Origin of the sequence: Bacillus sp. FSL R7-0685 (assembly GCF_038002425.1) — a bacterium.
GTDB classification, from domain to species: Bacteria; Bacillota; Bacilli; order Bacillales; family Bacillaceae; genus Bacillus; species Bacillus subtilis.
Window position 1 is genome coordinate 523931 of the sequence record NZ_JBBOCN010000001.1, and the last position, 19047, is coordinate 542977.

The 19047-nt window shown below is 41.5% G+C and carries 25 protein-coding genes, 7 tRNA genes and 2 pseudogenes; 29 read left to right on the forward strand and 5 right to left on the reverse strand.

Features of this window, described 5'->3' with window-relative positions; all coding sequences use genetic code 11:
- Window positions 1-84 precede the first annotated feature (84 nt).
- Complete coding sequence (locus MKY50_RS02715) at window positions 85-684, reverse strand: rhomboid family intramembrane serine protease (RefSeq protein ID WP_032722928.1); 600 nt, start codon at window positions 682-684, stop codon at window positions 85-87.
- A 94-nt stretch (window positions 685-778) separates the two neighbouring features.
- Here MKY50_RS02715 and acpS point away from each other — a divergent pair, with 94 nt between their 5' ends.
- The 19 genes and pseudogenes from acpS to MKY50_RS02810 all read left to right on the forward strand — a co-directional run bounded on the left by acpS (window position 779) and on the right by MKY50_RS02810 (window position 12971).
- Complete coding sequence (gene acpS, locus MKY50_RS02720; protein WP_015252768.1) at window positions 779-1144, forward strand: holo-ACP synthase; 366 nt, start codon at window positions 779-781, stop codon at window positions 1142-1144.
- 165 nt (window positions 1145-1309) lie between these two features.
- A complete protein-coding gene (locus tag MKY50_RS02725) occupies window positions 1310-2326 on the forward strand; it encodes a LolA family protein (RefSeq protein ID WP_003234282.1) in 1017 nt (338 codons plus the stop codon).
- Between the two features lie 114 nt (window positions 2327-2440).
- Complete coding sequence (alr, locus tag MKY50_RS02730; protein ID WP_341116119.1) at window positions 2441-3610, forward strand: alanine racemase; 1170 nt, start codon at window positions 2441-2443, stop codon at window positions 3608-3610.
- A gap of 115 nt (window positions 3611-3725) precedes the next feature.
- Window positions 3726-4007 (forward strand): type II toxin-antitoxin system antitoxin EndoAI, encoded by a 282-nt coding sequence (gene endB / locus MKY50_RS02735; RefSeq protein WP_003225183.1) that lies wholly within the window; start codon window positions 3726-3728, stop codon window positions 4005-4007.
- 4 nt (window positions 4008-4011) lie between these two features.
- Window positions 4012-4362 carry a type II toxin-antitoxin system endoribonuclease NdoA gene (ndoA, locus tag MKY50_RS02740; protein ID WP_003156187.1) on the forward strand — a complete coding sequence of 117 codons (351 nt, stop codon included), beginning with the start codon at window positions 4012-4014 and terminating at the stop codon, window positions 4360-4362.
- Window positions 4363-4476: 114 nt separating this feature from the next.
- A complete protein-coding gene (rsbRA, locus tag MKY50_RS02745; RefSeq protein WP_009966610.1) occupies window positions 4477-5301 on the forward strand; it encodes an RsbT co-antagonist protein RsbRA in 825 nt (274 codons plus the stop codon).
- A gap of 4 nt (window positions 5302-5305) precedes the next feature.
- The gene (gene rsbS, locus MKY50_RS02750; RefSeq protein WP_003225190.1) at window positions 5306-5671 is read left to right on the forward strand and encodes an RsbT antagonist protein RsbS; all 366 of its coding nucleotides are present in this window, start codon (window positions 5306-5308) and stop codon (window positions 5669-5671) included.
- A gap of 3 nt (window positions 5672-5674) precedes the next feature.
- Window positions 5675-6076, forward strand: a complete 402-nt coding sequence (gene rsbT, locus MKY50_RS02755; protein WP_003246640.1) for a serine/threonine-protein kinase RsbT — start codon at window positions 5675-5677, stop codon at window positions 6074-6076.
- An 11-nt stretch (window positions 6077-6087) separates the two neighbouring features.
- Complete coding sequence (rsbU, locus tag MKY50_RS02760) at window positions 6088-7095, forward strand: phosphoserine phosphatase RsbU (RefSeq protein ID WP_003234295.1); 1008 nt, start codon at window positions 6088-6090, stop codon at window positions 7093-7095.
- Between the two features lie 61 nt (window positions 7096-7156).
- Window positions 7157-7486: an anti-sigma factor antagonist RsbV gene (gene rsbV, locus MKY50_RS02765; RefSeq protein WP_003234298.1), complete on the forward strand. Its 330-nt coding sequence runs from the start codon at window positions 7157-7159 to the stop codon at window positions 7484-7486.
- Window positions 7483-7965 (forward strand): anti-sigma B factor RsbW, encoded by a 483-nt coding sequence (gene rsbW, locus MKY50_RS02770; RefSeq protein WP_003234299.1) that lies wholly within the window; start codon window positions 7483-7485, stop codon window positions 7963-7965. Before rsbV ends, rsbW begins: the two co-directional genes overlap by 4 nt.
- On the forward strand, window positions 7931-8719 hold the full coding sequence (gene sigB / locus MKY50_RS02775) for an RNA polymerase sigma factor SigB (RefSeq protein WP_003246715.1): 789 nt from the start codon (window positions 7931-7933) through the stop codon (window positions 8717-8719). The genes rsbW and sigB overlap by 35 nt, the downstream gene beginning before the upstream one ends.
- The gene (rsbX, locus tag MKY50_RS02780; RefSeq protein ID WP_003246608.1) at window positions 8719-9318 is read left to right on the forward strand and encodes a phosphoserine phosphatase RsbX; all 600 of its coding nucleotides are present in this window, start codon (window positions 8719-8721) and stop codon (window positions 9316-9318) included. Before sigB ends, rsbX begins: the two co-directional genes overlap by 1 nt.
- Before the next feature lie 111 nt (window positions 9319-9429).
- Entirely contained in the window at window positions 9430-9546 is a 117-nt protein-coding gene (locus tag MKY50_RS02785) for a hypothetical protein (RefSeq protein ID WP_120027795.1), read from the forward strand.
- The gene (locus MKY50_RS02790; protein WP_341116120.1) at window positions 9507-9668 is read left to right on the forward strand and encodes a hypothetical protein; all 162 of its coding nucleotides are present in this window, start codon (window positions 9507-9509) and stop codon (window positions 9666-9668) included. Before MKY50_RS02785 ends, MKY50_RS02790 begins: the two co-directional genes overlap by 40 nt.
- A pseudogene (locus MKY50_RS02795) lies at window positions 9619-9854 on the forward strand (hypothetical protein). Before MKY50_RS02790 ends, MKY50_RS02795 begins: the two are co-directional and overlap by 50 nt.
- Window positions 9851-10291, forward strand: coding sequence for an EVE domain-containing protein (locus MKY50_RS02800; protein ID WP_341116121.1), 441 nt, complete (start codon window positions 9851-9853; stop codon window positions 10289-10291). Before MKY50_RS02795 ends, MKY50_RS02800 begins: the two are co-directional and overlap by 4 nt.
- Complete coding sequence (locus tag MKY50_RS02805; RefSeq protein WP_341116122.1) at window positions 10275-10718, forward strand: MarR family winged helix-turn-helix transcriptional regulator; 444 nt, start codon at window positions 10275-10277, stop codon at window positions 10716-10718. The genes MKY50_RS02800 and MKY50_RS02805 overlap by 17 nt, the downstream gene beginning before the upstream one ends.
- Before the next feature lie 93 nt (window positions 10719-10811).
- Window positions 10812-12971 (forward strand): Tex family protein, encoded by a 2160-nt coding sequence (locus tag MKY50_RS02810; protein ID WP_341116123.1) that lies wholly within the window; start codon window positions 10812-10814, stop codon window positions 12969-12971.
- 9 nt (window positions 12972-12980) lie between these two features.
- Here MKY50_RS02810 and cmpA read toward each other — a convergent pair whose 3' ends face one another.
- Window positions 12981-13094, reverse strand: a complete 114-nt coding sequence (gene cmpA, locus MKY50_RS02815) for a cortex morphogenetic protein CmpA (RefSeq protein WP_003225207.1) — start codon at window positions 13092-13094, stop codon at window positions 12981-12983.
- A 103-nt stretch (window positions 13095-13197) separates the two neighbouring features.
- Between cmpA and MKY50_RS02820 the strand changes: the two genes are divergently transcribed.
- The 8 genes from MKY50_RS02820 (at window position 13198) to MKY50_RS02855 (ending at window position 14489) form a co-directional block, all read left to right on the forward strand.
- Complete coding sequence (locus MKY50_RS02820; RefSeq protein WP_172861126.1) at window positions 13198-13650, forward strand: SprT family protein; 453 nt, start codon at window positions 13198-13200, stop codon at window positions 13648-13650.
- 122 nt (window positions 13651-13772) lie between these two features.
- Window positions 13773-13847: transfer RNA gene (locus MKY50_RS02825), tRNA-Asn, on the forward strand.
- Window positions 13848-13851: 4 nt separating this feature from the next.
- Window positions 13852-13942: transfer RNA gene (locus tag MKY50_RS02830), tRNA-Ser, on the forward strand.
- Between the two features lie 29 nt (window positions 13943-13971).
- Window positions 13972-14043: transfer RNA gene (locus MKY50_RS02835), tRNA-Glu, on the forward strand.
- Between the two features lie 11 nt (window positions 14044-14054).
- Window positions 14055-14129 (forward strand) — tRNA-Gln (locus MKY50_RS02840).
- A gap of 26 nt (window positions 14130-14155) precedes the next feature.
- Window positions 14156-14231: transfer RNA gene (locus tag MKY50_RS02845), tRNA-Lys, on the forward strand.
- A gap of 11 nt (window positions 14232-14242) precedes the next feature.
- A tRNA-Leu gene (locus tag MKY50_RS02850) sits at window positions 14243-14324 on the forward strand.
- An 81-nt stretch (window positions 14325-14405) separates the two neighbouring features.
- A tRNA-Leu gene (locus MKY50_RS02855) sits at window positions 14406-14489 on the forward strand.
- Between the two features lie 707 nt (window positions 14490-15196).
- On the opposite strand, the gene MKY50_RS02860 is transcribed toward MKY50_RS02855, so the two are convergent.
- From MKY50_RS02860 to MKY50_RS02870, 3 genes and pseudogenes are all read right to left on the reverse strand, one after another.
- Complete coding sequence (locus MKY50_RS02860) at window positions 15197-15646, reverse strand: SMI1/KNR4 family protein (RefSeq protein WP_341116124.1); 450 nt, start codon at window positions 15644-15646, stop codon at window positions 15197-15199.
- An 8-nt stretch (window positions 15647-15654) separates the two neighbouring features.
- Complete coding sequence (locus MKY50_RS02865; RefSeq protein WP_069322390.1) at window positions 15655-16173, reverse strand: hypothetical protein; 519 nt, start codon at window positions 16171-16173, stop codon at window positions 15655-15657.
- Window positions 16174-16183: 10 nt separating this feature from the next.
- Window positions 16184-17904, reverse strand: a pseudogene (locus tag MKY50_RS02870) (ribonuclease YeeF family protein).
- A gap of 480 nt (window positions 17905-18384) precedes the next feature.
- On the opposite strand from MKY50_RS02870, the gene MKY50_RS02875 reads away from it, so the two are divergent.
- Window positions 18385-18618, forward strand: a complete 234-nt coding sequence (locus MKY50_RS02875) for a helix-turn-helix transcriptional regulator (RefSeq protein WP_029316771.1) — start codon at window positions 18385-18387, stop codon at window positions 18616-18618.
- Window positions 18615-18968, forward strand: coding sequence for a hypothetical protein (locus tag MKY50_RS02880; protein ID WP_033883540.1), 354 nt, complete (start codon window positions 18615-18617; stop codon window positions 18966-18968). Before MKY50_RS02875 ends, MKY50_RS02880 begins: the two co-directional genes overlap by 4 nt.
- The last annotated feature ends 79 nt before the right edge of the window (window positions 18969-19047 follow it).

The following is a 19047-nucleotide window of genomic DNA, read 5'->3' on the forward strand; positions in this document are numbered from 1 at the left end:
AAGGGTTTTCAATCACGCTGAAAAGATGACAAAATCCTAAAATGAAAACCATTTTAGGATTTTGTCAACAATCTGAAGCGACGGTTAATACCGCCGCTCTTTTTTTTGCACGAATAAAAACGAAAGAAGAAGCCCGCCGCATAGTCCAAACAGATGGGCCATCATGTTAATATTGGAGTTGATAAACGACATGAGAACGGCAAATGCGAGCAGTGTGATGATCATTTTGGAATGCTCCTGCCCTATTAGTTCATTGCGAAAAAGAACCATAAACAGGTACACGCCGAATAGCCCGAAAATGGCGCCTGAAGCACCGACATGCACGTAATCAAGCGGCTCTGTAACATAAGTGCCAATATTGCCGATGATGCCGGAGCCGGCGTATACAAGAAGGAAACGCGCTTTTCCCAGCATGCGTTCCAAAGCCGGGGCAAATAAAAAGATGGACATGGAATTAAACAGCAGATGTGTGAAACCGGCGTGCAGCAAAATCGGTGTGATCAGCCGCCACCATTCCCCGTTTGCGACACCTAGGTTATAGCCTGTGACGGTATCCCTCCATAACACGACTGAATGGGCAGGAAGTGAAAAAAACAGCCAGAGAACAGCTTGCAAAGCCAATATAAAGGTGACAACGGGGTAAAGCCTAATAAACGTTTGAAAATTTTCAGTCCGTATAAACATTCCGAGCCCCTTTTCTTCATTTTGGTATATCTATAGTAACACGTTTATGAGACAAACCATTTAAATAGTACGTACGCAAAGGAGGTTATCATACATGATTTACGGCATTGGGCTGGACATTACCGAGCTTAAACGGATCGCCTCTATGGCTGGACGCCAGAAAAGGTTTGCCGAGCGGATTTTGACGCGAAGCGAGCTTGACCAATACTATGAGCTTTCAGAGAAAAGAAAAATCGAATTTCTCGCGGGCAGATTCGCGGCAAAAGAAGCTTTCTCGAAAGCATTTGGCACCGGCATTGGGAGGCAGCTCAGCTTTCAGGACATTGAAATTAGGAAAGACCAAAATGGCAAGCCCTATATCATTTGCACGAAACTGAGCCAGGCTGCCGTTCACGTATCGATCACTCATACAAAAGAATACGCTGCCGCGCAGGTTGTGATTGAAAGGTTGTCAAGCTAGTCTGCATATTAGGGAAACCCCACTCATATATTTGATAGTGCATTAAGGGAGACAAGTTGTTTGAGGCTTTTATGGTACGCATCTGTTCTGCCTAAACGTGTACCGAGCGTACCGTTAAAGTCAAACAAGCGATTTCTTCCTTTTACATCAATTGAGAAAAAGGGGTTGAAAAAGGTGAGAAAAAGCTTTGTTTTGCTTTTAACGGGACTGCTTGCTGTTCTTATTCTTTCTGCCTGCGGGCAAAAAACACAGCAAGATATTGTGGCCGGGTTAGATGAAAAGGCGAAAGAATACACCTCGTACAAAGCAAAAGCGAAAATGACCATCGAGACAGGGAGTGAGCCTCAAGTATACAATGTGGAAATCTGGCACAAAAAGCCGTCTCTGTACAGGGTTTATTTAGAAAATCCGAAAAAGGACCAAAACCAAGTCATTTTACGAAATGAAAACGGAGTATTCGTTCTCACGCCGTCTTTAAATAAGAGCTTCAGATTTCAAAGCGATTGGCCGAACAACAGCAGCCAGGTTTATCTGTTTGAATCGCTCGTAAAGGATGTTCAAAACGATTCGGATGCAGTTTTCACAGCGAAAGAAAAGAAATACGTATTCGAAACAAAAACAAATTATCAGCATAACAAAATGCTGCCCACGCAAGAAATCACATTTAACAAAAAAGATATGAGCCCGTCATCTGTCAAAGTGATGGATACTGACCGGAAAGTGATGGTCAAAGTAGAATTCAGCAGCTTTGAATTTAATAAACAATTTGATAAAGAATCATTTGACGAAAAGAAAAATATGACCCTTTCTCAAATGGATGTTGCCACAAGCGCAAAGCCTTCCGATACATTCGCGGTCAAAACGCCGCTGGAACTGCCGCTTGGCGTCAAGCTGCTTGAAGAAAAAGATATATCTACTGAAGACGGGAAGCGCATCATCATGACGTACGGAGGAGAAAAATCATTTACGTTAATTCAGGAAAAAGCCCAGATTGCGAAGGCTTCCTCCTCCGTTACGCTGAACGGCGAACCGGTAAATCTCGGCTACACCATCGGCGCCCTGTCGGATGCATCATTATCATGGACATATGACGGCGTAGATTACCTTCTCTCTTCTAAAGATCTTTCTAAAGAGGAAATGGTGACAGTAGCGAAAAGCATGCAGGGACAATCATCGAAATAACCGCCAAAGGCCAAACATGATTTGGCCTTTTTTTCGTTAGACATCGTTTCCCTTTAGCCTTTAATTTTAGTATGATATGTAAATGATATTGAATAAAAGCTAGGAAGTGTCGTAATGAGCACAAAACCTTTTTACAGAGATACGTGGGCGGAAATTGACTTGTCCGCAATAAAGGAAAATGTCAGCAATATGAAAAAACATATCGGTGAACATGTCCACCTGATGGCAGTTGTGAAAGCAAACGCCTACGGGCATGGTGATGCAGAAACAGCAAAGGCTGCTCTTGACGCAGGTGCCTCATGCCTGGCCGTGGCCATTTTGGATGAAGCGATTTCACTGCGCCAAAAGGGATTGAAGGCGCCTATATTGGTGCTTGGCGCGGTTCCCCCAGAGTATGTGGCAATCGCTGCTGAGTATGACGTGACCTTAACAGGTTATTCTGTTGAATGGCTTCAGGAGGCAGCCCGCCACACGAAAAAAGGTTATCTTCATTTTCATCTGAAGGTCGATACGGGGATGAACAGGCTTGGTGTAAAAACAGAGGAAGAAGTTCAGAACGTGATGGCCATTCTTGACCGCAACCCTCGTTTAAAGTGCAAAGGGGTATTTACCCATTTTGCGACAGCGGATGAAAAAGAAAGAGGCTATTTCTTAATGCAGTTTGAGCGCTTTAAAGAGCTGATTGCTCCGCTGCCGTTAAAGAATCTGATGGTCCACTGCGCGAACAGCGCCGCCGGACTCCGGCTGAAAAAAGGCTTTTTTAATGCAGTCAGATTCGGCATCGGCATGTATGGCCTTCGCCCGTCTGCTGACATTTCGGACGAGATACCGTTTCAGCTGCGTCCGGCATTTACCCTGCATTCGACGCTGTCGCATGTCAAACTGATCAGAAAAGGCGAGAGCGTCAGCTACGGAGCCGAGTACACAGCAGAAAAAGACACATGGATCGGGACGGTGCCTGTAGGCTATGCGGACGGCTGGCTCCGAAAATTGAAAGGGACTGACATCCTTGTGAAGGGAAAACGCTTGAAAATTGCCGGCCGAATTTGCATGGACCAATTTATGGTGGAGCTGGATCAGGAGTATCCGCCGGGCACAAAAGTCACATTAATAGGCCGGCAGGGGGATGAATATATTTCCATGGATGAGATTGCAGGAAGGCTCGATACCATTAACTATGAGGTGGCCTGTACAATAAGTTCCCGTGTTCCCCGTATGTTTTTGGAAAATGGGAGTATAATGGAAGTAAGAAATCCTTTATTGCAGGTAAATACAAGCAATTAACTTACCTAAATGGAGAATTCATAAAACAGCTTTGCTTGAAGAGTGAATAATGGTATCATTATCACTGGATGGATAAAAGAGTCGTATCCGTAAGTTTGGTGGAGGTGTATGTTTTTTGTCTGAATCCAGCGCAAGAACCGAAATGAAAATCAGCTTGCCCGAAAACCTAGTAGCTGAATTGGATGGTGTAGCGATGCGGGAGAAACGAAGCAGAAACGAACTGATATCACAAGCAGTGAGAGCGTATGTCAGCGAACGAACAACTCGTCACAACCGTGATTTGATGAGACGCGGCTATATGGAAATGGCGAAAATCAACCTGAATATTTCTTCTGAGGCTCACTTTGCGGAGTGCGAGGCTGAAACGACAGTTGAGCGCTTAGTCAGCGGAGGATAATCATTTGATTGTGAAACGCGGCGATGTTTATTTTGCTGATTTATCTCCTGTTGTTGGCTCAGAGCAAGGCGGGGTGCGCCCGGTTTTAGTGATCCAAAATGACATCGGAAATCGCTTCAGCCCAACTGCTATTGTTGCAGCCATAACAGCACAAATACAGAAAGCGAAATTACCAACCCACGTCGAAATCGATGCAAAACGCTACGGTTTTGAAAGAGATTCCGTTATTTTGCTGGAGCAAATTCGGACGATTGACAAGCAAAGGTTAACGGATAAGATTACTCATCTGGATGATGAAATGATGGATAAGGTTGATGAAGCCTTACAAATCAGTTTGGCACTCATTGATTTTTAGACATATTTGCAGGTTGCTCAAATAGAGCAACTTTTTTTGTTTTCAAAAAACATAAACGATATAATAGTGAAATAACGAAAAAATATGTTGTTTTTTATTGGGAGGTAAGCGAATTTGATGTCGAATCAGACTGTATACCAGTTCATTGCCGAAAATCAAAATGAACTGCTCCAACTGTGGACTGACACACTAAAAGAATTAAGCGAGCAAGAATCCTATCAGCTGACTGACCAAGTGTATGAAAATATATCTAAAGAATATATCGACATTCTGTTGCTGTCTGTTAAGGACGAAAATGCTGCTGAAAGCCAAATCAGCGAACTGGCGCTTCGAGCGGTCCAAATCGGACTGTCTATGAAGTTTTTGGCTACTGCGCTTGCTGAATTCTGGAAGCGTCTCTACACGAAAATGAATGATAAGAGATTGCCAGATCAAGAGAGCACGGAATTAATCTGGCAGATTGACCGCTTTTTCAGCCCGATTAACACAGAAATTTTTAATCAATACTCAATCTCATGGGAAAAAACAGTATCCCTGCAAAAAATCGCGCTGCAAGAGCTGTCTGCGCCGCTTATCCCGGTGTTTGAAAATATCACTGTGATGCCTCTTGTCGGAACAATTGATACCGAACGCGCGAAACGAATTATGGAAAACCTTCTTAATGGCGTCGTCAAACACCGTTCCCAAGTCGTGCTGATTGACATTACAGGTGTCCCTGTCGTCGATACGATGGTTGCCCATCATATTATTCAGGCATCAGAAGCTGTAAGGCTTGTCGGAGCAAAATGCCTGCTGGCCGGAATCCGTCCGGAAATTGCTCAAACAATCGTCAACCTGGGGATTGATTTATCCCAAGTTATAACTAAGAATACCCTGCAAAAAGGAATTCAAACAGCATTGGAAATGACGGATCGAAAAATCGTTTCATTGGGGGAATAACATTTTGAGACATCCGAAAATCCCGATCTTGAAACTGTATAATTGCTTATTAGTGTCCATTCAATGGGAACTTGATGACCAGACAGCATTAACTTTTCAAGAAGACTTATTAAATAAAATATACGAAACAGGTGCTAACGGAGTCGTCATTGACCTGACATCTGTGGATATGATTGATTCATTTATCGCGAAAGTGCTGGGCGACGTCATTACAATGTCTAAGTTAATGGGGGCTAAAGTCGTCTTGACCGGCATTCAGCCTGCTGTGGCAGTGACGCTGATTGAACTTGGAATCGCACTTGAGGAAATCGAAACTGCGCTCGACTTAGAGCAGGGGCTTGAGACATTGAAGCGGGAATTGGGGGAATAGCGAATGAACGACCAATCCTGTGTAAGAATCATGACAGAATGGGATATTGTGGCCGCCAGACAGTTGGGACGAAACGTTGCGAAAGAACTGGGTTTCGGCACGGTAGACCAGGCTAGAATTACAACGGCTATTTCAGAATTAGCCAGGAATATTTATTTATATGCCGGCAAAGGGCAGATTGGAATTGAACAGGTCGCAGACAGAGGAAAAAAAGGCCTGAAAATTATAGCGGAAGACCAAGGGCCGGGAATTCCTGATATCCGAAAAGTCATGGAAGACGGGTTTTCAACGTCTGGAGGACTTGGTGCGGGACTTCCCGGGGTCAAAAGGCTGATGGATGAATTCAGCTTAAATTCCGTAGCGGGGGAAGGAACAGAGATACAAGCCATCAAATGGCTTCGGTAGGAGGTAAGAACGTGGATTTTAGGGAGGTTATTGAGCAGCGGTATCATCAGCTGCTTAGTCGATATATAGCCGAATTAACAGAAACATCTTTATATCAAGCCCAAAAATTCAGCCGAAAAACAATCGAGCACCAAATTCCTCCGGAAGAAATCATCAGCATTCACAGAAAAGTGCTGAAGGAGCTGTATCCAAGTCTCCCGGAAGATGTGTTTCATTCGCTGGATTTTTTAATAGAAGTCATGATTGGCTATGGAATGGCTTATCAGGAGCATCAAACCCTTAGAGGGATACAGCAGGAAATCAAATCAGAAATTGAAATCGCGGCAAATGTCCAGCAGACGCTGCTCGGAACTAAAGTTCCTCAGGAAGAAGCGCTGGATATCGGCGCCATCAGTGTTCCCGCTAAACAGATGAGCGGTGATTACTACCACTTTGTCAAAGACAAGGAATCCATCAATATCGCAATCGCGGACGTGATCGGAAAAGGCATTCCAGCGGCTTTATGCATGTCCATGATTAAATACGCGATGGACTCTTTGCCGGAAACGGGCATACACCCTTCTCAAGTGCTGAAAAATTTGAATCGTGTTGTTGAACAAAACGTTGATGCCAGTATGTTTATTACGATGTTTTATGCGAATTACAATATGGACAAGCATCAATTTACATATGCTTCAGCGGGACATGAACCGGGATTCTATTATTCTCAAAAAGACAACACGTTTTACGATTTAGAGGCCAAAGGACTCGTTCTCGGCATCTCGCAGGACTATGACTACAAACAATTCGATCAGCATCTGGAAAAGGGCGATATGATTGTTTTATTTTCTGACGGCGTCACAGAATGCAGAACGGAAAACGGTTTCTTGGAGCGTCCTGATCTGCAGAAGCTCATTGAGGAACATATGTGTTCCTCCGCGCAGGAAATGGTCAAAAACATTTATGACAGCCTCCTCAAATTGCAGGATTTTCAGCTTCACGATGATTTTACGTTAATTGTTTTGCGGAGAAAGGTTTAACGTCTGTCAGACGAGGGTATAAAGCAACTAGTGATTTGAAGGAAAATTTGAGGTGATACGAATGAATATAAATGTTGATGTGAAGCAAAACGAGAATGATATACAAGTAAACATTGCAGGAGAAATTGATGTATACTCAGCCCCGGTGCTTAGAGAGAAGCTCGTTCCTCTGGCAGAACAAGGAGCTGACTTAAGAATTTGCCTGAAAGATGTCAGCTACATGGACAGTACCGGATTGGGCGTTTTTGTAGGGACCTTTAAAATGGTGAAAAAACAAGGTGGTTCGCTGAAACTTGAAAATCTTTCTGAACGGCTGATCCGACTGTTTGACATTACAGGCTTGAAGGACATCATTGATATTTCTGCAAAGTCAGAAGGTGGAGTGCAATGAAGAATAATGCTGATTACATCGAAATGAAAGTGCCGGCCCAACCTGAATATGTGGGAATTATAAGACTGACGCTGTCAGGGGTCGCAAGCAGAATGGGCTATACGTACGATGAAATTGAAGACTTGAAAATCGCAGTCAGTGAGGCGTGCACAAATGCGGTTCAGCACGCTTACAAAGAAGATAAAAATGGGGAAGTGTCAATACGATTCGGTGTGTTTGAAGACCGTTTAGAGGTTATTGTGGCGGATGAAGGAGACAGCTTTGACTTTGATCAAAAGCAGCAGGATCTAGGGCCGTACACACCTTCGCACACAGTTGATCAATTATCAGAAGGAGGGCTCGGTCTATATTTAATGGAAACGCTCATGGATGAAGTCAGAGTGCAAAACCACTCCGGCGTCACCGTAGCGATGACAAAGTATTTAAATGGGGAGCGAGTTGATCATGACACAACCATCAAAAACTACGAAACTAACTAAAGATGAAGTCGATCGGCTCATAAGCGATTACCAAACAAAGCAAGATGAACAGGCGCAGGAAACGCTTGTGCGGGTGTATACAAATCTGGTTGACATGCTTGCGAAAAAATATTCAAAAGGCAAAAGCTTCCACGAGGATCTCCGCCAGGTCGGCATGATCGGGCTGCTAGGCGCGATTAAGCGATACGATCCTGTTGTCGGCAAATCGTTTGAAGCTTTTGCAATTCCGACAATCATCGGTGAAATTAAACGTTTCCTCAGAGATAAAACATGGAGCGTTCATGTGCCGAGACGAATTAAAGAACTGGGTCCAAGAATCAAAATGGCGGTTGATCAGCTGACCACTGAAACACAAAGATCGCCGAAAGTCGAAGAGATTGCCGAATTCCTCGATGTTTCTGAAGAAGAGGTTCTTGAAACGATGGAAATGGGCAAAAGCTATCAAGCTTTATCCGTTGACCACAGCATTGAAGCGGATTCGGACGGAAGCACCGTCACGATTCTTGATATCGTTGGATCACAGGAGGACGGATATGAGCGGGTCAACCAGCAATTGATGCTGCAAAGCGTGCTTCATGTCCTTTCAGACCGTGAGAAACAAATCATAGACCTTACGTATATTCAAAACAAAAGCCAAAAAGAAACTGGGGACATTCTCGGTATATCTCAAATGCACGTCTCGCGCTTGCAACGCAAAGCTGTGAAGAAGCTCAGAGAGGCCTTGATTGAAGATCCCTCGATGGAGTTAATGTAATGATCCAGGTTGAAGAAAACGAGCATATTCAAACTCTAGTATATCAACTGAATAAAGAAGGGAAATCGATTTGCGGTGACAGTTTTTTTATGAAAGCTGATGATAAGGAGTTAATTTGCGCGGTTGCTGACGGACTGGGAAGTGGATCACTTGCTAATGAATCCTCTGCAGCCATCAAAGACTTAGTGGAAAACTATGCGAGTGAAGACGTAGAAAGCATTATCGAACGCTGTAATCAGGCGATGAAAAACAAAAGAGGCGCTACAGCATCTATCCTGAAAATCAATTTTGAGCAAAGGCAGTTTACGTACTGCTCTGTCGGAAATGTACGGTTTATTCTGCATTCCCCGTCTGGTGAAAGCTTTTATCCTCTGCCGATTTCGGGCTATTTATCAGGCAAGCCGCAAAAATACAAAACGCACACCGCCACCTATGAAAAGGGTTCAAAGTTCATTATACATACAGATGGACTCAACGTACCTGATATCCGCTCCCATTTGAAAAAAGGCCAATCGGTAGAAGAAATATCGAATTCGCTGAAAATGTATACGACATCGAGAAAAGATGACCTGACCTATATTCTCGGACAGCTGTCCTAAGAAACCAGAAAAAGAAGCTGGACATCCGGCTTCTTTTTTTTTGCGGTTGACTATTAATAAGTGCGCTTATTATAATTAATAAGTGAACTTATCATTCTGGGGGCTTATGGGATGTGGAATTATGAATACACTGCGATAGCTGATGCGGATGTGGGAAAACCTGGAACTGTTATCAGGAAACAGAAACAATGGATCAATGGGAGACGGGTATTGCATCAGATTCTTTGAAAGGACAATTTCAAAATGGAACGGAAGGAACATTGCTTCTGCAAGGAAAAACAGTTCTCTTTTGGCTTGAGCATGTGGAGAAACATCGGGCGTTTTCTGTCATGGTCAACATGCCCGCATAGCAATGTAAAAATGGAGTTTTCTCACGTGCTTCAAAAGCAAAAAGAAGATTTGCGTATCACATATGGAATTGTATTAGAAAGCGCTGAAGCAAAAAGTGGGGAGAAATCATTGGGACTGAACTGTCTAAAGACATGCCGACGGCTGTCAGCAGGCTTGTCCATCTTTGCGGAGGAGTGATAAAATGAACACAAATTACTGGATCGGCGTTGTGTCAGAGCAGCATGTATTAAAAGGTGCTGCCGGCGGTTTTGCACAGCTGTGCCATGGAAAAAAAGCCCCGCTCGCCAAAATGAAAGAGGGAGATTGGCTGATTTATTATTCTCCGAGAGACGCATATCCAGACGGCAAACTGCTGCGAAGCTTTACTGCGATCGGCAAAGTGAAAAGCGGAAACATTTATCCGTATCAAATGGCTCCGAATTTTATTCCATACCGATTAGATATAGACTATTATCCATGCAATAAAATCGGTTTTTACGACATTAAATCAAAGCTTGAATTTGTTCAGGAAACCAAGCATCTTGGCTTTTTATTTCGCAGAGGACACTTTGAAATAAGCAAAAAAGATTTTTTGACAATAGCACAAGCGATGGGAGTTAACATAAGTGGAATGGCACTCTAAATTTAGCGGTCCGAACACAAGCCCGGGCTTTTTATTATGGCAGGCCACGCAAAGCTGGCAGCGGAAAGTAGGAAAAGCATTGGCTGAGTTTGACCTGACCCACGTTCAATTTGTTCTGCTGACCTCGTGCAAGTATATGATTGCTCACGGAGAAACCGTCACGCAAAAAAAACTTGCAAGCTTCAGCCAGACCAATATCATGATGGTTTCGGAGGTTGTGCGGACGCTTGAGAAAAAAGGATTTATCGAAAGAAGCAAAAATCCCCAGGATAAAAGAGAGGTCCTCCTGTCTCTTACAGAAATAGGAGGAGAAAAAGTAACAGCGGCTTTGCCAATTGTTGAGAAGATTGATCAAGCCTTCTTTGCAGCTGCGATGAAAAAAGAGAATTTTCTGAGCGGCTTACAGGAACTATTGAAACATGGGTAAAGATACGGGCAGCGCCAGCTGTCTTTTTTTATGTGTTTTTTTCGGTTTTTGATACACTAGAGAAAGAACGACAAAATTGGAGGCTTTGGTTACATGGAAACGTCAGCCCTTTTAAAAAAGCAAATTGCGAAAGAAATAGGTTTATCACAAAAACACGTTGAAAGTGTCATCCGCCTGCTTGAGGACGGCAATACAGTCCCGTTTATTGTCCGGTATCGAAAAGAGCAGACGGGTTCAATGGATGAGGTTCAGATTCAGACGATTTCTGAACGCTGGCAATACATACAAAACCTGAATCAGCGAAAAGAAGAAGTCATCAGGCTGATTGCAGAGCAGGATAAACTGACAGATAATCTAAAACGTAAAATCGAGCAATCGGTGAAGCTTCAGGAAGTGGAAGACCTTTACCGCCCTTATAAACAAAAACGTAAAACAAAGGCGACAGTCGCCAAAAGCAAAGGCCTTGAGCCGCTTGCCGACTATATCCTGACACTTCCCCAAGATGATCATCTGGCAGCAACAGCAGACCAATACATCAGCGAAGAAAAAGAAGTGTTCACACGAGAAGAAGCGATTGAAGGCGCCAAGCACATTATTGCAGAACAAATCTCAGACGAGCCGACCTTCAGAAAGTGGATTCGCCAGGAAACCTTCAAAAGAGGAACCATTAAGTCTGCAGCCGGAAAGTCGGCAGACACCGATGAGAAAAATGTGTATGAAATGTATTACGAGTATGAAGAGCCAATTGCAAAAGTCGTTCCGCATAGGGTGCTGGCAATGAACCGCGGCGAAAAAGAAGACATTTTAAAGGTAGCGATCGAACCGCCTGCGGATCACATTAAGGCGTATTTAGAAAAACAAATCATCAAAAATCGCTTAACATCCGTAAGAGAGATTTTGCAGGAGACAATTGAAGACAGCTATAAAAGGCTGATCCAGCCGGCAATCGAGCGTGAAATCAGGAAAGAGCTCTCAGAAAAAGCTGATGAACAGGCGATTCATATTTTCTCAGAGAACTTGAGAAAGCTTCTTTTGCAGCCGCCAATGAAAGGCAAAACCGTTCTCGGTGTTGACCCAGCCTTTCGAACTGGCTGTAAGCTCGCTGTGTCAGATGAGACCGGAAAAGTCTTGAAAATTGATGTGATCTATCCGCATGCGCCAGTCAACAAAACAAAAGAAGCCCATGAAAAAGTGAAAAAGATTCTTGAGCAGTATCAAGTCGAGATGGTGGCGATCGGAAACGGCACAGCATCCAGAGAAACAGAACAATTCATCGTCAATGTACTCAAAGACATGCCGCGCAAAATTTATTATGTGATCGTCAATGAAGCGGGAGCAAGCGTCTATTCGGCTTCAGAGCTTGCCAGAGAAGAATTCCCTGACCTTAAGGTTGAAGAGCGCAGTGCCGTATCTATTGCTCGGAGACTTCAAGACCCGCTCGCGGAGCTCGTTAAGATCGATCCGAAGTCTGTTGGTGTCGGACAGTATCAGCATGACGTCAGCCAAAAACGCTTAAATGAATCTCTGCGGTTTGTCGTCGAAACGGTCGTAAACCAGGTTGGAGTAAACGTCAACACAGCCTCCGCCGCACTGCTTCAATATGTAGCTGGATTATCGAAGTCTGTAGCAGGCAACGTTGTCAAAAAACGCGAGGAAATCGGAAAGTTTTCAAATCGAAAAGAACTGAAGGACATCCCAAGGCTCGGTGCGAAAACCTATGAACAATGTATCGGTTTCTTAAGAGTGCAGGAAGGGACAGAGCCTTTGGATAGAACAGGCATTCACCCGGAAAGCTATAAAGAAACAAAAGCGCTTTTGAAAAAACTCGGACTTTCAACAGAACATATCGGCACGGCGGAATTGAAGGACAAAATCAATCAGCTGGCGCTTTCTGAAACGGCAAAAGAGCTGGGAATCGGCGAAATCACTCTGAAAGACATTTGTGAACAGCTGACAAGGCCGGAACGCGATCCGCGCGATGAGGTGCCTAAGCCTTTGCTGAAAACAGACGTCCTTCAGCTGGAAGATTTGAAAGAGGGAATGGAACTGCAGGGCACCGTGCGCAATGTAGTGGACTTCGGAGCGTTTGTTGATATCGGAGTCAAACAAGACGGGCTTGTGCATATCTCAAAATTGAGCAATCAATTCGTCAAGCATCCTCTTGATGTCGTATCTGTCGGCGATATTGTGACAGTTTGGGTTGACGGCGTAGATGTACAAAAAGGCAGAGTATCGCTGTCTATGGTAAAATAAAAGCACTGCTTACGAGCAGTGTTTTTTCCTATAGAAATACCAGCATTGATTCAGCAGTTTAATTTGGTAATTATCTTTTTCAAGGAACGCTTTTTGCATCTGCTTTTTAAGCCAATTTGGCATAGGCTCATTCCTCCTCAGCTTTTATCATAAGAGGGACGGTGATTACCATATTGTATGCGAACGGTGAATTGTCCCGTTCAATGTTTTTTAAGTGAGGTGCACTATGGATAATATAGAGCTTCAAAAGCTGACAGAGGATATTTCTAAAACATATTTTAAAAAGCCGTTCCGCCATCGGGCGCTTTTTAATGACAGGCTTAAAACCACGGGCGGAAGGTACCTGTTAACCTCTCATAACATTGAATTGAACAGAAAATATCTGATTGAACACGGCAGGGAGGAGCTGATCGGCATCATCAAGCACGAGCTCTGCCATTATCATCTCCACCTTGAAGGAAAAGGGTACAAGCACAGAGACAGAGATTTTAGAATGCTATTGCAGCAGGTCAACGCGCCGAGGTTCTGTACACCCCTTAAGAAAAAAGCGGAAAACAAAAAAACTTATATGTATATCTGTACGGCCTGCGGCCAACAGTATATAAAGAAGCGCGCCATGAACCCTGACAGATACAGATGCGGAAAATGTCGCGGAAAAATAAAAAGAATTTTTTCGTGAAAAAGGTTGACGAATATGGCAAGCCTATGTTACATTATAAAAGTCGTCACGAGAGATAAATAAAAATATTTACCTCTTGACACTGCAAATCAAGGCTGATATAATAAGTCTTGTCTCATTATTCCACAGTAGCTCAGTGGTAGAGCTATCGGCTGTTAACCGATCGGTCGCAGGTTCGAATCCTGCCTGTGGAGCCATATTGGAGAAGTACTCAAGTGGCTGAAGAGGCGCCCCTGCTAAGGGTGTAGGTCGCGTAAGCGGCGCGAGGGTTCAAATCCCTCCTTCTCCGCCATAAGATTTCGATATAAGTTCTCAACCATCGGCCCGTTGGTCAAGCGGTTAAGACACCGCCCTTTCACGGCGGTAACACGGGTTCGAATCCCGTACGGGTCATTCCATTTCGTTGGGCTATAGCCAAGCGGTAAGGCAACGGACTTTGACTCCGTCATGCGTTGGTTCGAATCCAGCTAGCCCAGCCATTTTTATTTTTGAAATCTAATAGTAAGAGCCATTAGCTCAGTTGGTAGAGCATCTGACTTTTAATCAGAGGGTCGAAGGTTCGAGTCCTTCATGGCTCACCATTTGTCTTTTTGCGGGTGTGGCGGAATTGGCAGACGCGCTAGACTTAGGATCTAGTGTCTTACGACGTGGGGGTTCGAGTCCCTTCACCCGCACTTTACTTACAAAGTGCACGCAAATCGGTTTTACTAGGTTAAGAGCCTACTAAACCAGCACAAACACAATTTAATGATCACGCGGTCGTGGCGGAATGGCAGACGCGCTAGGTTGAGGGCCTAGTGGGTGAATAACCCGTGGAGGTTCAAGTCCTCTCGGCCGCATCTCAAAAATACCAAGGGTTTTGACGACCTTGGTATTTTTTTGTGTTTATTTTTAAATAATCTACTGCCCACAAACTGCCCACTTACCTAAAGTAAGCCATCTAAAAAATGTTAGATGTGTTTATGGCTGATGTTGCTGACCTGATTGTACAAAAAAGCTAATTCATAATGAAGTGAATTAGCTTTTTTAATACAGAGAATTCAAGAGTGTTTCTTAATAAAGTGCAGTAAAGTTTGTTTCTTCTTGAAAGAAAACATATAGCCTCAGGTTTAATTGCCTACTATCCAGTTTGTGTAGTTTTGATAGCTGTAGGTGTCTATATCTTGATTCGTACCTTGCCAATCATAGAGGCATATCCAATAATTGAAAAACGAAGAGTATATAAATAGATTCGGCTTTAAGCTTAGTAAGAGAGTGAGAAAAAGAATGGATAATATCTAATAAAAGAGCCTAAAAAGGTTCTTTTTTTCATTATGAAAAAAGATAAAGCTCTCAGTTAATCTTAATTTGAAATAGGTTCATTATATTTTTAAATAAATTCATGTACTAAACATTACTATATAAGGGTTTTGTTACAGAAACCATATTTTAACTTTTATTGGAGACCTATTAAGAAAACCATACCCAAACATCTCGGTATGGTTTTTTATATTATAATTATTCAATCCCCAAAACAACTTTATTTGGAATGGGAAGATTATTCTTCTCAACCCTCATCTTCGTCAAAATCCTCTTTACCCTTTTTTAGTTGCTGAAGAAGAAATTCAAGAAAACTATTTGCAGCAGTATAACCATATCCTTCATGGTTGTCCCAAAGGATAACAGAACATTCTCCATCTACCATTTTATTTGTATCAAGACAATAAGAGAATTCATCTATATACTCAATAACAACAAGACCTGGTATAAGATTGTAGAACGTTCTGTATTCTTTGGTTTGCTCTACAACTTCAGCTCCATGAGAGTCATAACCGAGTATCATGGTCCCGAACGCGCCTCCTGAACCATACTCAGTTAAAAACCACTTATAACTGTCTGGTAGGGTTACTTTGAGATCTTTTTCTATCACTTTAATATGTTTGTCAGTGACGCCTCCAGTAAGAATTGAATATTTTTTATTCTTATCAAAGAATTTTTTCACTCTAGAGTAATTCACATTTAACCTCACATACATTTGATTTTGGTTTGCAATTCATCAATCTTATTAAGTTCATACTCATAATCACAGTTATCTTCTAAAATAAAATTCATAGTTTCAAAGAAACTTTTCGCATTCTTTAAGAGTGATTCAAAAAAATCAAGTTTCGGTAGTAATACTTTTTGTTTTTGGTCAATTTCAAATAACAACATATCATTCGATATTGATTTCATTTTCAATAGAAGGGGTTGATCTGGAAAATAAGTTTCGCTTTTTCCTGTTTCAATAGCTTCTTCAATTAGATTTAAAAAATAAGCCCACAATTGGTCAACCAAGTCCCACATAGTGACATCAAGCAAATCTTGTTCACCATATTTTAAAATAATCGCCCCAGATAAATAGTAAGAGTCTAACTGTGGTTTTATGTTCTTTAGTCCCTCTATATTGTTAAGTGGAACAAAGTAATCGTCAATATTATTTTTTAAGATTGAAAGATCGTTTATCTTCTTATTTGGCCTAAGGATTAATGATTGAATATAAAACATTTTACCTCTCCTATTTTTCCGGATAGAATTGTCCTACTCTTCCTTTTTGAAAGCTACAACATATTGTTGACCCTCATATGATCCTCTAATTTGATAACTAAATTTAGTTCCTTTTTTCGTTAACTCTTCACGGTTTTGTTTCATAATTGATTCTATCGCATCTGCAACATCGTTAACAGTCATCTCTTTATTGAGAAAAGATTGTTGAGACTTAATTGAACCATCCCATAAATTAGGATGATGGCGCTCTAAAATATGCTTCATTCCTCGCTTATCAATGAGGAATGATTGTCCTCCAAAAGTGTATTTTCTGCTTTGGAAAGTTTTTAATTCGTTTACAATTTCATGCGGCTTAGCTTTCTTTAATCCTTGTACAGTAGACGAGGCCTTGAATATTTCAAGTGCAGAGTTTTTATAATTCTCTCCATCAATCACGTTAAAAGGAAAAGTCCCTGAACCACCAGCCATTGCATACTGTTGTTCAAAAACATTTGGTATTTTAACGTATTCAATGCCTTTTTTTATTCCTGCTTTTGAAGCTTCAAGTGCCTTAATTGCAGCAACTTTTGAACCGGCTTTTGCAACTTTGGATACTTTATCAATACCTTTCGGACCAACTATTGCAAGAACAACAGTACTGCCTACATAGGAAACCCATTTTGCTCTGCTGTAGCTATCTCCATTAATCATATCACGTTGAAATGTGTCTTCTATGTCTTTTGCTATGATCTTACAAGTATCGATTGGATGTAAGGCTGCGTTCACTGTTCCAGAAAGCGTTTCAATCGGGTGTCTTGCAAGTTGATAGAGACCCATCACTGTATCTTTACCTGCTTCATACATTCCCATTGCAATACCTTTTCCAATTTCAGCTTTTTGTTGGAGTTCTTCGAGTTGGCGGAAATAAACTTGCTGCTCAGGTTCCAAATTCTCGTATCCTATTTTCTTCGCAATTTTTAAATACTCGTCTGGATCTGTTACCTTTACAAGCTGTCTTTTCAAATCTTTTATTTCGTGTTTTTTAGCTTCTTCTTTTTTGATCTTCAAATAAGCTTCAGATTGCTTCTCGATATCGCCTTTTTTCTTATGTATATCGCTCTCACGATATGCCTTGGCATTATAGTGAAGGGGGGGAGCGTTCTTGCCCTTACCTGTTGATTCCTGTAACTTTTGAAAGTCTGCTTTAATGAATTGTTCGTTAGGTTCAGTTATTGCATATTCAGTTTTTAAGTTTTCGTCCACATCGCATATTTTATCAACAGTCTTTTTCCGTTTGTTTTCGGCAGAAGAGAGCTCATCCTTAAAAGTCTCTGTTGAAAATAAATCAAGTGGAAGAATGTCATCGATATCATTCAGAATATCTTTCATTGCTTTCTTCTGCTCAGACATAATTTATTTTGATTTTTTATATGCGTTTGTTAGTTCATGTTCTAAGAAGGATTCCTCGATATATGCGTCAGATAAGCTGGCATCTTCTAAAACACCGGAGATACTAGTAAGGAAAGCGATCTTCATTTCAATTAAATCAATCCATTGATCAGTGACACCCACATGATCGTGATAAAAAGCTTTAATATTGTTTGCTCCCTTGCCAGAGAACTCACTGTCATCAAGATCGGCAACATCCTTAAATGCTTTTCTTAGCTTAATCATTTGATTTTTCAATTCTTTATAATCTTTTGCTTGGTTTTCAGCTTCAGATAACAAAGACTTAGCTTCAAATACCTTCATTGTCCAATCCTTTCAGTAAGTTTATATCTAAATATTACCATGGAATAGATATGAAGTTTAAGGGGTAGGGAACGAATCTTAGATCATTTGAACATAATGAGAGTTGGAGAAATATGAAGTAAGGGTGTTTTTTTGCTCACCAATTATTAACGTAAAGAGAAGTTAGAAAGTGTAATGAAAATATTCTTACATAATCAGTGATTCTGTATTCTTTTGTTTGCTCTACAACTTCAGCGCCTCAGAGTCATAACCAAGAATCATTGTTCTGTATGCGCCATCAAAACCGTGTTCTTTTAAAAATATAAATTACACTAGATCGAACCTGACGGAATCATGAATTTCGTCAGGTTCTTTCTGCATTCTGGTTCATGATTAAATCAAAGTAATCTAAGTAAACATAAAAGTATTTTATATTTTTGTATAAGTTTACTTTACTTTTATATAAGGTGGATTTATAATTTGGTTCAAGAGGTGATGGTCATGAAGAAAGATTTTGGTGATTCGATCTCAAATAAGGTTTATGAATATCGTGTACTTGCCAGATTGTCTCAGCAAGAATTAGCAAAGAAAGTCGGGGTTTCCAAACAAACCATCTTTGTAATGGAGAAAGGAAATTATGTTCCGACTCTGCTGTTAGCTTTTCGAATTGCCGAATTTTTCAAAGTGGATGTAAACGAGATTTTTACTTATGAGAAAGGAAATGATCAAAAATGAAAATGAATTCGATCACAGATACGATCACCAACGCAATTTTTTCTCCTTTAAAGTCCTGGGCTGAACATTCTCCGGGAAATTGGAATATTCTTATTGGCAGTGGGTTTGTATTGCTTGTAGTCGGATTGATTCTGACATTCGTATTTCTTAAAAAAATGGGTAAGGCTGACGAAAGAACAAATCAAATATCATTAAAAAGTGCCCTCTTTATGTTATATGGAGTAATTTTGTGCGACTTGATTTTCCCGAAAGAATATATGTGGCAAGTTTTCTTCTTATTTAAATATTCTCTTGCCTTATTAGCTTCAGGAATCTATCTAGCCGTTCGATATAAAAAAGATTTTTTGTGAATTCAATAACCGAGAAAGATAGTGTCTCTGAAGTTTTAATTGTTTTAGGAGAGGGAACGAATATGAAATCATTTTATAA